Annotated in this window: 13 protein-coding genes; 8 read left to right on the top strand and 5 right to left on the bottom strand. The window is 59.1% G+C overall.

Going from position 1 to position 13312, the window contains the following annotated elements; all coding sequences use genetic code 11:
- Window positions 1-269 precede the first annotated feature (269 nt).
- Together ychH and GQR96_RS14820 are read left to right on the top strand one after the other, a co-directional pair.
- On the top strand, window positions 270-545 hold the full coding sequence (ychH, locus tag GQR96_RS14825) for a stress-induced protein YchH (RefSeq protein WP_002910437.1): 276 nt from the start codon (window positions 270-272) through the stop codon (window positions 543-545).
- Between the two features lie 222 nt (window positions 546-767).
- A complete protein-coding gene (locus tag GQR96_RS14820) occupies window positions 768-1814 on the top strand; it encodes a MerR family transcriptional regulator (protein ID WP_065904551.1) in 1047 nt (348 codons plus the stop codon).
- Here the strand turns inward: GQR96_RS14820 and dauA are convergent, their stop codons facing one another.
- The 4 genes from dauA to lolB form a co-directional block, all read right to left on the bottom strand.
- On the bottom strand, window positions 1815-3494 hold the full coding sequence (gene dauA, locus GQR96_RS14815; protein ID WP_004203219.1) for a C4-dicarboxylic acid transporter DauA: 1680 nt from the start codon (window positions 3492-3494) through the stop codon (window positions 1815-1817).
- Window positions 3495-3744: 250 nt separating this feature from the next.
- The gene (gene prs / locus GQR96_RS14810; RefSeq protein ID WP_002910407.1) at window positions 3745-4692 is read right to left on the bottom strand and encodes a ribose-phosphate diphosphokinase; all 948 of its coding nucleotides are present in this window, start codon (window positions 4690-4692) and stop codon (window positions 3745-3747) included.
- A gap of 183 nt (window positions 4693-4875) precedes the next feature.
- A complete protein-coding gene (gene ispE / locus GQR96_RS14805) occupies window positions 4876-5724 on the bottom strand; it encodes a 4-(cytidine 5'-diphospho)-2-C-methyl-D-erythritol kinase (RefSeq protein WP_072140567.1) in 849 nt (282 codons plus the stop codon).
- A complete protein-coding gene (lolB, locus tag GQR96_RS14800) occupies window positions 5724-6335 on the bottom strand; it encodes a lipoprotein insertase outer membrane protein LolB (protein WP_004203216.1) in 612 nt (203 codons plus the stop codon). The genes ispE and lolB overlap by 1 nt, the downstream gene beginning before the upstream one ends.
- Before the next feature lie 271 nt (window positions 6336-6606).
- On the opposite strand from lolB, the gene hemA reads away from it, so the two are divergent.
- From hemA to kdsA, 6 genes are read left to right on the top strand one after another with little or no spacing between them, the layout of a single operon-like run.
- On the top strand, window positions 6607-7863 hold the full coding sequence (gene hemA, locus GQR96_RS14795; protein WP_002910404.1) for a glutamyl-tRNA reductase: 1257 nt from the start codon (window positions 6607-6609) through the stop codon (window positions 7861-7863).
- A 42-nt stretch (window positions 7864-7905) separates the two neighbouring features.
- Window positions 7906-8988 carry a peptide chain release factor 1 gene (prfA, locus tag GQR96_RS14790; RefSeq protein WP_004203214.1) on the top strand — a complete coding sequence of 361 codons (1083 nt, stop codon included), beginning with the start codon at window positions 7906-7908 and terminating at the stop codon, window positions 8986-8988.
- Complete coding sequence (gene prmC / locus GQR96_RS14785; RefSeq protein WP_065904553.1) at window positions 8988-9836, top strand: peptide chain release factor N(5)-glutamine methyltransferase; 849 nt, start codon at window positions 8988-8990, stop codon at window positions 9834-9836. Before prfA ends, prmC begins: the two co-directional genes overlap by 1 nt.
- Entirely contained in the window at window positions 9836-10228 is a 393-nt protein-coding gene (gene sirB2, locus GQR96_RS14780) for an invasion regulator SirB2 (protein ID WP_008804389.1), read from the top strand. Before prmC ends, sirB2 begins: the two co-directional genes overlap by 1 nt.
- A 3-nt stretch (window positions 10229-10231) precedes the next feature.
- Window positions 10232-11044 carry an invasion regulator SirB1 gene (gene sirB1, locus GQR96_RS14775; protein WP_017899847.1) on the top strand — a complete coding sequence of 271 codons (813 nt, stop codon included), beginning with the start codon at window positions 10232-10234 and terminating at the stop codon, window positions 11042-11044.
- Window positions 11045-11083: 39 nt separating this feature from the next.
- Window positions 11084-11938, top strand: coding sequence for a 3-deoxy-8-phosphooctulonate synthase (gene kdsA / locus GQR96_RS14770; protein ID WP_002910393.1), 855 nt, complete (start codon window positions 11084-11086; stop codon window positions 11936-11938).
- A gap of 87 nt (window positions 11939-12025) precedes the next feature.
- On the opposite strand, the gene chaA is transcribed toward kdsA, so the two are convergent.
- Window positions 12026-13126 carry a sodium-potassium/proton antiporter ChaA gene (gene chaA / locus GQR96_RS14765; RefSeq protein WP_004203207.1) on the bottom strand — a complete coding sequence of 367 codons (1101 nt, stop codon included), beginning with the start codon at window positions 13124-13126 and terminating at the stop codon, window positions 12026-12028.
- Window positions 13127-13312 lie beyond the last annotated feature (186 nt).

Below are 13312 nucleotides of genomic sequence, written 5' to 3'. Positions count from 1 at the left end.
TTCTATCCTGCATGGGGCATTCTCTGCCGCGTAGTGTACTGTCTGCGGGCGCGCTTGACAAAATTCTGGCTATAAGACAATACCGGCATTGATGATTTACTCACTAAATCATTAGAATTTGATATGGTTCATAGACTTATTTGTAAATTTTTGTCTATTCGCTGTTCACTAATGTGATCGTGGGCGCACTCCGCAGAAGAGACCTTGTCTATACTACACCTATAAGATTTGGGGACATTCCCTGGCAACCCAAAGTCCGGAGGTGACACATGAAACGCAAAAACGCTTCGTTACTCGGTAACGTACTCATGGGGTTAGGGTTGGTGGTGATGGTTGTGGGGGTGGGTTACTCCATTCTGAACCAGCTTCCGCAGCTTAACCTGCCACAATTCTTTGCGCATGGCGCTATCTTAAGCATCTTCGTCGGTGCTGTGCTCTGGCTGGCCGGAGCCCGTATTGGCGGCCACGAGCAGGTCAGCGACCGCTACTGGTGGGTGCGCCACTACGATAAACGCTGCCGTCGTAACCAGCATCGTCACAGCTAACCGCAACCGCATTTTCCGCATCGGCCTTCCGCGGCCGATGCGTTTTTCTCTGACTCTCGTTATCGCTTCTTCTTTTTCCCGCCATATAACGACCCCCATTCCGACCTGAGCTTCGTGATGCTATGGTTGCCGCCAAAAGTGAATATTAAGCGCGTTTTATGCTTGACCCTGACGTTACGTCAGGCAGCAGAGTAGCGGACCTGGCCACAGAGAGGAGCAGTCATGTTAATTCAGGTGGGAGAGCTGGCGAAGCGCGCCGGACTGACGGTGCGTACGCTGCATCATTATGAACAGACGGGGCTGTTAATGCCTTCGGCCAGAAGCGAGGCGGGCTATCGGCTCTATAACCTGTCAGCGGTTCAGCGCCTGCATATGATAAAGGCGCTGGCGCAGACCGGGCTGACGCTCGCCACCATCAAGGACTATCTCGATCGGCAAACGCTGTCGCTGCCTGAGCTACTGACGCAGCAGATAGAGACGCTGAATGACCAACTGCGTGATGTCGCCAGGCTGCGCGACCGGCTGTTGGCGCTGCGCGAGGCGCTGGCGAGCGGCAATGAACCCGATCTGGAGTCCTGGCTACAGACGCTGGAGTTAATGAAAATGTACGATCGTTGGTTTAGTCAACAGGAGTTAGCCGCGCTGCCGTTTGCGGCACAAGATGAACAGCGCGCCCAGGCGTGGCGCGAGCTAACGGAGGAGGTGCAGACGCTGATGGCGAGCGGCTGCCCGACGGACAGTCCGCAAGCGATGAGTCTGGCGACGCGCTGGATGGAGCGCCTGGAGCAGGATACGGCCGGGCGCCCGGAGTTTCTGACCCGCCTGAACGAGATGCATGCCGCCGAGCCGCAAATGGTTGAACAGACCGGCGTCACCCCGGCCATCATCGCCTTTATCACCGAAGCCTTTGCCGAAAGCAAACTGGCCATCTGGGCGCGTTACCTCGACGACGAGGAGATGGCGTTCACCCGCCGGCACTATTTCGACCGGCTACAGGAGTGGCCTGCGCTGGTGGCGAAGCTGCATCAGGCGTGCCGGGAGGGCGTAGCGCCGGACTCGGCGTCGGGTCAGGCGCTGGCCCGGGCGTGGCTTGAGCTGTTTCAGTCCTACGCCGGTACCCGGCCGCAGACGTTGCAGAAGTTTCGTCGGGCAATGGAGCAGGAGCCGCATTTGATGAAGGGCACCTGGATGACGCCGGCGGTGCTGAGCTGGCTACAACAGGCGACGGGGGCGTTGATGCGGCAGGCGCAGGGGCCTGCCGCCGGGTGATCACAGGTCAGCCAGCGCGGCCTGACGATCGGGGTAGAAGCTCAGGCGGCCTGGCAGCGGCTTGACGCCGGCGCGCGCTAACGTGCGTAGCGGCTGAAACTCGAGGTTAGATACGCGCAATTCACAGCCTTCCGGCAGCTTATTCACAAAGCGCTGGAAGGCATCCAGACCGCCGGCGTCGAGAACCGGCACGGCGTCCCACTTCAGCACCACGATGCGCTTGCCGGCGATCCGGGTCTCCAGATCGTTGAATAAACCTTCGGCGGCGGCAAAGAACAGCGGCCCAATCACCCGCAGCACCAGCACATCGTCTGGCACTTCGACGTTGACCGGCGCCAGATGCGTCATGCGCGCGATACGGCGCATAAACAACAGCGAAGCCAGCACGATCCCGACGCTGATGGCGATCACCATATCAAACAGCACCGTCAGCGACATGCACATCAGCATCACCACGATGTCGTCCTTCGGCGCGTGGCGCAGCAGATTGATGACTTTATGCGCCTCACTCATGTTCCATGCCACCATCAGCAGCAGGGCGGCCATCGCCGACAGCGGCAGCCAGGAGAGCAGCGGGGCGAGGATCAGCAGCGCCATGATCACCAGCAGGGCGTGGATCACGGCGGCAACCGGCGATGTGGCGCCGGCGCGCACGTTCGCCGCCGAGCGGGCAATCGCCGCGGTGGCGGTGATCCCGCCGAAGAACGGCGCAACGATGTTGCCCAGCCCCTGGCCAATCAGCTCGCTGTTGGCTTTATGCTTGGTACCGGTCATACCGTCGAGCACCACCGCGCACAGCAGAGATTCAATCGCGCCGAGCATCGCCATGGAGAAGGCGGCAGGCAGCAGCGCCTGCAGCGAAGCCCAGCTCAGGGTAAAGCTGGAGCCCGGCATATCCCAGGGCAGCACCAGCTGCGGCAGCAGCTGCGGAATGCCGTTGCCCTGAGTGCCGTCCGCCAGCTGATAGTGAAACTGCGAGCCGATCGTCGCCACATCGCCGCCGAGCAAGTTGACCACCAGCATCACCGCGCAGCCGGCCAGCAGCGCGGGGAGGTGGCCCGGCAGACGGATACCCAGCCGCGGCCAGAAGATCAGGGTGCCGAGGGTGACGACGCCGATGGCGGCGTCCCCGACGTTAATGGTCGGCAGGGCCATGGCCAGCGCGGCCACTTTCTGCAGATAATGCTCCGGCACATGGGGCATCTGCAGGCCGAGAAAATCCTTAATCTGCATGGTACCGATAGTGATACCGATCCCGGAGGTGAAGCCGAGGGTGACCGACAGCGGGATATATTCGATCAGGCGGCCAAAGCGCGCCAGGCCGAAAAGAATTAAAAAGATCCCCGACATCAGCGTCGCCACCAGCAGCCCCGCCAGGCCGAACTGCTGGGAAACCGGATAGAGGATCACCACAAAGGCGGCGGTCGGGCCGGAAACGCTAAAGCGCGACCCGCCGGTTAAGGCGATCACAATCCCTGCCACCGCTGAGGTATAGAGGCCGTACTGCGGCGGCACACCGCTGCCAATCGCCAGCGCCATCGCCAGCGGAATCGCAATGATCCCGACGGTGATCCCGGCGATCAGGTCACGCGTGAAGCGGGCGGTGGTGTACTGTTCTTTCCAACAAGCGTCGATGAGGGCGCGGAAAGGCATCACATGTGAGGAAAATAATCTGTTCACAATAATGTTTCATCCATGAGCGCATCATCTGTCAACTAAATGGCAGGTGAAGGAGGCATTGATCATTTCCACGTCATCTTTCGGGATGCCTCTGTGTTGGCTGCGTTCATTTACCCCGGTCACGTACTGCCTGTACGCTCCCGGGGATTCATTCACTTGCCGCCTTGACGCATGCCGAATGATGTTGTGGAAGAATTAAAAATGCAGAGACAAAAAAACCCGCCGCAGCGGGTTTTTGTGCTCGGCTCGATTAATGTTCGAACATAGCAGAGATTGATTCTTCATTGCTGATACGGCGAATAGCTTCAGCCAGCATACCGGAGAGCGTCAGAGTACGCACTTTATCCAGCGCTTTAATTTCTGGTGCCAGCGGAATGGTATCGCAGACGACAAATTCATCGATCACAGAGTTTTTGATGTTCTGGATTGCGTTGCCGGAGAAGATTGGGTGCGTCGCGTAAGCGAATACACGTTTCGCGCCGCGCTCTTTCAGCGCTTCTGCCGCTTTACACAGGGTGCCGCCGGTGTCGATCATATCGTCGACCATCACGCAGTCACGACCAGCGACGTCGCCGATGATATGCATCACCTGGGAGACGTTGGCGCGCGGACGACGCTTGTCGATGATGGCCATATCGGTATCGTTCAGCAGTTTAGCGATAGCGCGAGCACGAACTACGCCGCCGATGTCTGGAGAAACCACGATCGGGTTGTCCAGGTTCAGCTGCAGCATATCTTCCAGCAGGATTGGGCTGCCGAACACGTTATCAACTGGCACATCGAAGAAGCCCTGGATCTGTTCTGCGTGCAGGTCAACGGTCAGCACGCGGTCAACGCCGACGCTGGACAGGAAATCCGCCACCACTTTCGCGGTGATTGGCACACGAGCAGAACGAACACGACGGTCCTGACGAGCATAACCGAAGTAAGGGATAACGGCGGTGATACGACCTGCCGAAGCACGACGCAGAGCATCAACCATAACAACCAGTTCCATCAGGTTGTCATTGGTGGGAGCACAAGTGGACTGGATGATGAAAATATCACCACCGCGTACGTTTTCATTGATTTGTACGCTGACTTCGCCGTCGCTAAAACGACCTACAGCGGCGTCGCCAAGAGAAGTGTACAGGCGGTTGGCAATACGTTGTGCTAGTTCCGGGGTGGCGTTACCAGCAAAAAGCTTCATATCAGGCACGAGAAGAACCTCAGGCATGCGTCCAGTGGTGGATGAATGGGCCAATAATGTGCGGGCTGGCGCCATTCGATCCAGTCGGTGTATTTAAAGAGCACGATGCAACGTCTGGAACAGGGTGACGTTGTCACCGTAACTCAATTTCCCCGGCTGACTCATGATCGTTGCGCCATCACAGCGCAGGAATCAGAGCAGGGCCTGCTTGAGCGGCGAAAGATTGACTCCGCGCGCCACAAAGCCATTTAGCCATGCCGGGGCAGTGTCCAGCACCTGACGGGCAGCGGATTCGGTGTTAAATTCAGCAAACACACAGGCCCCTGTGCCGGTCAGGCGTGACGGCGCATATTCTAACAGCCAGGAAAGCGCGGCATCAACCTCGCGAAAACGTTTTCTTGCGATAAGCTCGCAATCGTTGCTGAATTCACAATTTAATAACGTATTAATTGACCGGCGCGGGGTATTTCGTGGTAGCTCCGGGTCGCGAAAAATGATCGGCGTCGGAATACTGACGCCTGGATGAGCCACCAGGTACCATTTTTCCTCGGGCTCCACCGGCGTGAGAATTTCACCCACTCCCTCGGCAAAGGCGGCATGGCCGCGCACGAAGACCGGCACATCGGCCCCCAGCTGCAGACCAAGGGTCGCCAGCTCATCTTCCGAAAGCCCGCAGCCCCAGAGATGGTTAAGCGCCACCAGCACGGTGGCGGCATTGGACGAGCCGCCCCCCAGGCCGCCGCCCATCGGCAGGCGCTTATCGATACTGATATCGGCGCCGCTGCCCGCCGGCAGGCGGCCGCTTTCGCCGGCTGCGCGCATCAACAGACGCGCGGCGCGAATAATCAGATTTTCTTCATCCGGTACACCGGCCACCGGCGTCAGCAGACGCAGTTCGCCGTCAGCGCGCGGTTCGATGGTCAGCGTATCGCCATAGTCGAGGAACTGAAACAGCGTCTGCAGGGTGTGGTAACCATCGGCCCGCTGGCCGGTGATATATAAGAACAGATTCAATTTTGCAGGTGAGGGCCAGCGGCTCATCATTTCACGATCCAGTTATCCATCTTCAGCTTGATGCGCTGGGCGCCATTGTTTAGCTCGACATTAGACGGCAGGGCTGGCTGGGTATCGGTGGTGTAGCCGCCGTAGGTGACGTGCCAGGTTTTGCCGTTTTGCGTGTAGTTCAGTTCGCGCAGACGGTACCGATCGTCCAGCGAATAGTCGGTGGCGTCACCCGGCAGGCCGATGATCCACTGGCGCAGGCTGTTCAGCGGGATCGGCATCCCGGTCAGGCGGCCAATCATCTCTTCGGCATCGGTGGCGGTATAGGTCTGGCCTTTGTTGTCGATCAGCTGCACGCTGCCCGGCTGGGCGGTCAGCGACAGCTCGGTGCTACCCAGCGGGTTAGTTAACAGCAGGCGATAGCGGTCCTGACCGGTTTGCTGCCAGAAGAAGCGGGCATAGACTTTTTGCTCGTCGGAGAGATAGGCAAACGCCCCGCGGGTCTGGAACTGGTTGAGGCTGCGAACAGCCTGCTGGTGCTGGCGCCACTGCGGCGAATCCGGGCTTTTGCCAGGCCCCTGGGGGGTATGAACAGAACAAGCGGTCAGGACGAGGCTGGCCAGCGGCAGCAGGCGGAACAGTCGATTCATAATGATGACAAATCCTTGATGTCTACAGTGAAATCCGGCGGCAGGGGAACAGCGGGCCGATTTGTGTAGCAGGTTACATTTATAACCCTTAATGCTAGCGTCGCCGGGCGATAGCGTCTACGTTCAAGTTGTCTGAAATCAAAAAATTAACCTTAATGGCGGTCTTGCTTTGGCTATTACTCCAAAAGGGGAGCCTCTCTTTTATTGATTACGCGCATCCTGTATGATGCACTCAGACTAACCTTAGCAACGCTGGTACTACTCCCTCACAATGACCCTTTTAGCTCTTGGCATCAATCACAAAACAGCTCCGGTCGCCCTGCGAGAACGCGTCACGTTTTCGCCGGAAACGCTCGATAAGGCGCTGGAGAGCTTGCTGGCTCAGCCGATGGTGCAGGGTGGAGTGGTGCTGTCGACCTGCAACCGCACGGAACTCTATCTCAGCGTCGAAGAGCAGGATAACCTGCAGGAAGCGCTGATCCGCTGGCTGTGCAATTACCACGGCCTCAATGAAGAAGACCTGCGTAAAAGCCTCTACTGGCACCAGGATAACGACGCCGTCAGCCATCTGATGCGCGTCGCCAGCGGCCTTGATTCGCTGGTGCTGGGCGAACCGCAGATCCTCGGTCAGGTGAAAAAAGCCTTCGCCGATTCCAGCCGCGGCCACCTCAACGTGAGCGAACTGGAGCGGATGTTCCAGAAATCGTTCTCGGTGGCCAAGCGCGTGCGTACCGAAACCGATATCGGCGCCAGCGCCGTTTCCGTCGCCTTCGCCGCCTGTACCCTGGCGCGGCAAATCTTTGAATCCTTGTCGAGCGTGACGGTGCTGCTGGTCGGCGCCGGTGAAACCATCGAACTGGTGGCGCGTCATCTTCGCGAACATCACGTGCGCAAAATGGTGATCGCCAACCGCACTCGTGAACGCGCCCAGGCGCTAGCGGAAGAAGTGGGCGCCGAGGTGATTGCCCTTAGCGATATCGACGAACGGCTGAAAGAGGCCGACATCATTATCAGCTCCACCGCTAGTCCGCTGCCGATCATAGGCAAAGGCATGGTGGAGCGCGCGCTCAAGGCGCGGCGTAACCAGCCGATGCTGCTGGTGGATATCGCCGTCCCGCGCGACGTCGAACCGGAGGTCGGTAAACTGGCTAACGCCTACCTCTACAGCGTCGACGATCTGCAAAACATCATTCAGCATAACTTGGCGCAGCGTAAGGCCGCGGCGGTGCAGGCGGAATCGATCGTCGAGCAGGAGACCAGCGAATTTATGGCCTGGCTGCGCGCGCAGAGCGCTAGCGAGACCATTCGTGAGTACCGTTCGCAGTCTGAGCAGGTCCGTGAGGAGCTGACGGCGAAGGCGCTGGCCGCGCTGGAGCAGGGCGGCGATGCCCAGGAAATTATGCAGGATCTGGCGCGTAAGCTCACCAACCGCCTGATCCACGCGCCAACCAAATCTCTTCAGCAGGCCGCCCGTGACGGGGACGACGAACGCCTGCATATTCTGCGCAACAGCCTCGGGCTGGAATAGCGCACCTTTCTCTTATTTTCAGGACAGGGTGAATTCACGCCTATGAAGTCTTCTATTGTTGCCAAACTGGAAGCGTTGTACGAGCGCCACGAAGAAGTGCAGGCGCTGCTCGGCGATGCCGCGACGATTGCCGATCAGGATAAATTCCGCGCGCTGTCGCGGGAGTATGCTCAACTGAGCGATGTGGCGCGCTGCTATACCGACTGGCGTCAGGTGCAGGAGGATATTGAAACCGCACAGATGATGCTCGACGATCCGGAAATGCGCGAAATGGCGCAGGAAGAGCTGCGGGACGCCAAAGATAAAGGCGAACAGCTGGAGCAACAGCTGCAGGTCCTGCTCCTGCCGAAAGATCCCGATGACGAGCGTAACGCCTTCGTGGAAGTACGCGCCGGGACCGGCGGCGACGAAGCGGCGCTGTTTGCCGGCGATCTGTTCCGCATGTACACCCGTTACGCGGAATCGCGCCGCTGGCAGGTGGAGATCCTCAGCGCCAACGAAGGTGAACACGGCGGCTTTAAAGAGGTGATCGCCAAGATCAGCGGCGACGGCGTCTACGGCCGGCTCAAATTTGAATCCGGCGGTCATCGTGTGCAGCGCGTGCCGGCCACCGAGTCGCAGGGACGTATCCACACCTCCGCCTGTACGGTGGCGGTGATGCCGGAGCTGCCGGAGGCGGAAATGCCGGATATCAACCCGGCGGATCTGCGCATCGATACCTTCCGCTCCTCCGGCGCGGGCGGGCAGCACGTTAACACCACCGACTCGGCGATCCGTATTACCCACCTGCCCACCGGCATCGTGGTGGAGTGTCAGGACGAACGTTCTCAGCATAAAAACAAAGCCAAGGCGCTGTCGGTGCTCGGGGCGCGGATCCGCGCCGCCGAAGTAGCCAAGCGTCAGCAGGCGGAAGCCTCCACGCGCCGCAACCTGCTGGGCAGCGGCGACCGCAGCGATCGCAACCGTACCTACAACTTCCCGCAGGGCCGCGTGACCGACCACCGCATCAACCTGACCCTTTACCGTCTGGATGAGGCGATGGAGGGCAAACTCGACATGCTGATTGAGCCGATTGTCCAGGAACACCAGGCCGATCAGCTGGCGGCGCTGTCCGAGCAGGAATGATGACCTTTCAGGCCTGGCTGCAGCAGGCAATCGCCCGCCTGGCGGAGAGCGACAGTCCGCGACGCGACGCCGAGATCCTGCTGGGACACGTCACCGGCCGGGCGCGCACCTGGATCCTGGCCTTCGGCGAAACGACGCTCTCCGCTGACGAGGCGACGACGCTGGAGGCGCTCCTGCAGCGACGCCAGCGCGGAGAGCCCATCGCCCATCTGGTCGGGCAGCGGGAGTTCTGGTCGCTGCCGCTGTTTGTCTCCCCGGCGACGCTGATCCCCCGCCCGGATACCGAATGTCTGGTAGAGCAGGCGCTGGCGCGTCTGCCCGTCGCGCCGTGCCGTATTCTCGACCTCGGCACCGGGACCGGCGCCATTGCCCTGGCGCTGGCCAGCGAGCGTCCGGACTGTGAGATCACCGCGGTGGACGTCATGCCGGACGCCGTGGCGCTGGCGTTGCGTAATGCCGCCCATCTGGGCATCGCTAACGTGACGATACGGCAAAGCGACTGGTTTGCCGCGCTGGCCGGGCAGCGTTTCGCCATGATCGTCAGCAATCCCCCCTATATCGACGCTGCAGACCCGCATCTCGCCGAGGGCGATGTGCGCTTTGAGCCGCTAACGGCGCTGGTGGCGGGCGATGAGGGGCTGGCCGAACTGGCGCAGATTATCCGCGAGGGGCGGCAGTATCTGCAGCCCGGCGGCTGGATGCTGCTGGAGCATGGCTGGACCCAGGGCGAAGCGGTGCGCGCGCTGTTCCGCGAAGCGGGCTATCTGGACGTCGCGACCTGTCGCGACTATGGCGACAATGAGCGTCTGACCCTCGGACGTTTACCCGACATGGAGAACGTTGGCTGATGAACTTATTCACGGCTGTCCTCTATCTGCACATCGCCAGCGTGGTGGTGTCGGTAGGATTGTTCGTTTTACGTTACTGGTGGATGTATCACCAGAGCCCGCTGCTGAACCAGCGGTGGGTGCGAATTGCGCCGCACTGCAGCGATACGCTGCTGTTTCTCAGCGGTGCGGGATTAATGGCGATAACGCACTACCTGCCGTTCACAGAAGACGGCGCATGGCTGACTGAAAAGCTGTTTGGCGTTATCATTTATATCGCATTAGGTTTTATCGCGCTGGGCCGTCGTCGTCCGCGCAGCCAGCAGAGCCGCTTTATCGCGTTCCTGCTGGCGCTGGTGGTGTTGTTTATCATCATTCAACTCGCCATCACAAGAATACCGATACTGGGGTAGGTCATGGGGTCATTAGCGGATTTCGAATTTAACAAAGCGCCATTGTGTGATGGCATGGTCCTCATTTCTGAACAGGTTCGCGACGATTTTCCGACGCGTTTTGTCGAGGAAGAGCTGCAGCGGCTGCTGCGCCTCGCGCAGGAGGAGATTGCGCCTTCGTGGGACCAGGAACGCCAGATAGAACGCCTGCTGGCGCTGTTTTACGAGGAGTGGGGCTTTGGCGCCTCGCAGGGCGTTTATCGTCTTTCCGACGCGCTTTGGCTGGATAAAGTGCTGGTCAACCGTCAGGGGAGCGCGGTGTCGTTAGGCGCGATCCTGCTGTGGATCGCCCAGCGTCTGGGGCTGCCGGTGGTGCCGGTGATCTTCCCGACCCAGATGCTGCTGCGCGCGGACCCGGAAACCAGCGAAGAGATGTGGCTGATTAATCCGTTCAATGGCGAAACCCTCGACGAACATACTCTGGAGGTATGGCTGAAGGGCAACATCGGGCCGGTGGCGGAACTGTTTAATGAAGATCTCGACGAAGCGGATAACGCCGAGGTGATCCGCAAGCTGCTGGACACCCTGAAGTCGGCGCTGATGGAAGAGCGGCAGATGGAGCTGGCCCTGCGCGCCAGCGAAGCGCTGCTGCAGTTTAACCCGGAAGACCCGTATGAGATCCGCGACCGCGGGCTGATATATGCCCAGCTGGATTGCGATCACGTGGCGCTGCTGGACCTGAGCTATTTTGTCGAGCAATGTCCGGAGGATCCGATTAGCGAGATGATCCGCGCACAAATCAACACGATTTCGCACAAACAAATTACATTGCATTAGTCTGGAACCATTCCGGTTACACCCTGATAAGGCGAACTTATGAAACAAAAAGTGGTTAGCATTGGTGATATCAACGTAGCGAACGACCTGCCGTTCGTGCTGTTCGGCGGGATGAACGTGCTGGAGTCACGCGACCTGGCGATGCGTATCTGCGAACATTACGTCACCGTTACGCAGAAGCTCGGCATCCCCTACGTCTTCAAAGCCTCCTTTGATAAAGCCAACCGTTCCTCCATCCACTCCTATCGTGGGCCGGGTCTGGAAGAAGGGATGAAGATTTTCCAGGAGCTGAAGCAGACCTTTGGCGTGAAAATCATCACCGACGTTCATGAAGCCAGCCAGGCGCAGCCGGTGGCTGACGTCGTGGACGTGATCCAGCTTCCCGCCTTCCTCGCGCGCCAGACGGACCTGGTGGAAGCGATGGCCAAAACCGGGGCGGTGATCAACGTCAAGAAACCGCAGTTCGTCAGCCCGGGCCAGATGGGCAACATCGTCGATAAGTTCATCGAGGGTGGTAACGACAAAGTGATCCTCTGCGACCGCGGCGCTAACTTCGGTTACGACAACCTGGTTGTGGATATGCTTGGCTTCGGCGTGATGAAGAAAGCCTCCAACAACTCACCGGTTATCTTCGACGTCACCCACGCGCTGCAGTGCCGCGACCCGTTTGGCGCTGCCTCCGGCGGTCGCCGTGCGCAGGTGAGCGAGCTGGCCCGCGCCGGTATGGCGGTAGGTATCGCCGGTCTGTTTATCGAAGCGCATCCGGATCCGGACCACGCGAAATGCGACGGTCCGTCCGCGCTGCCGCTGGATAAACTGGAGCCGTTCCTCAAGCAGATGAAAGCGATTGACGATCTGGTGAAAAGCTTCGACGAGCTGGATACCAGCAAGTAAGCCTGACCTCATCAGTTAAAAAGCCTGCCGGCGTCAAAACCGGCAGGCTTTTTTTTCGCCCGGACTCCGCCGGGCGGGGAAGCGAGGTCAGGCGAAAATGGTCATCAGGTAGGCGGCGAAAAGCGCCAGATGGGCCGCGCCGTTCAGCACATTGGTGCGTCCGGTGGAGAAGGAGATATGGCACAGCACCAGCGAGGCGACCATCACCACCATCTCCGGCGCGCCAAGGCCAAAGCGCAGCTCATTGCCGGTCAGGAAGGCGATGAGGGTGACTACCGGGACCGTCAGTGAGATGGTGGCCAGCACGGAGCCGAAGAACAGGTTCATCGCCCGCTGTACCTGATTGTTGAGCACCGCTTTGAGCGCGCCAAGGCCTTCCGGCGACAGGATCAGCAGGGCTACCAGGAAGCCGGTAAAGGCCACCGGGGCGTTCATGCTGGTCAACAGCGTTTCCAGCGGGTTGGCGTTCATTTTCGTGACGGCGATAACCGCCACCAGGTGCACCAGCAGCCAGGCGGTATGCCACCCGCTGCTGTGGGCGGAGGGTTTACCGTGGTGCGGGTCGTCATCGTCGCCGTCGTCTTCATGCTCATAAACAAACAGACTCTGATGGGTTTTGGTCTGAATAAGCAGGAAAACACCGTACATGGCCGCCGAAATCACCGCCACCAGCAGCGATTGCCCGGTGCTAAAGTTCGCGCCCGGCAGCGCCATGGGAAACACCAGCACGATAATCGCCAGCGGAAACAGGGCGATAAGATACTGCTTAATGCCGAACAGATTCATATATTGGGTGGCGAATTTACGCCCGCCCAGCAGCAGGGAAAAACCGACCAGACCGCCGGTGACGATCATAATGATGGAGTAGAGCGTGTCACGCATCAGGGTCGGCGCGGCGTCGCCGGTGGCCATTAACGCCGAGATCAGACTGACCTCAAGGATAACCACCGACAGGCTCAGGATCAGGGAGCCATAGGGTTCGCCCAGGCGGTGGGCGAGGACGTCGGCGTGGCGGACCACGCTGAAGGCGCTGCTTAAAATACCGACCAGCGCGAGGATGTTAATCGCGATAACCACTGGCAGTGACTGGCTGCTGCCCCAGAAAAACAGCACCGCCAGCGCTAGCACCGGAAAGACGAGGGAGGACTCCTTATGGCGGGTTTTTACCGCCTCATGTGCATGGGTCATGAACCATCTCCATTTATGCAGGTGTTATAATTATAAAAACGCAGGGCGATAAAGTAACAGATTTTGCTAAATTGCCGCTGGATTTTTACTTAAATTTACGGGTGTCGAGAGATATCTTGATTAGTTTATTATAATTTGCGATTACTCTATTTTTATTATTAATATTCAGATAATTACTAAAATTCA

The organism is Klebsiella sp. PCX, assembly GCF_021869705.1.
GTDB classification, from domain to species: domain Bacteria; phylum Pseudomonadota; class Gammaproteobacteria; order Enterobacterales; family Enterobacteriaceae; genus Klebsiella; species Klebsiella quasipneumoniae.
This window is presented reverse-complemented; position numbering and strand designations above follow the sequence as displayed.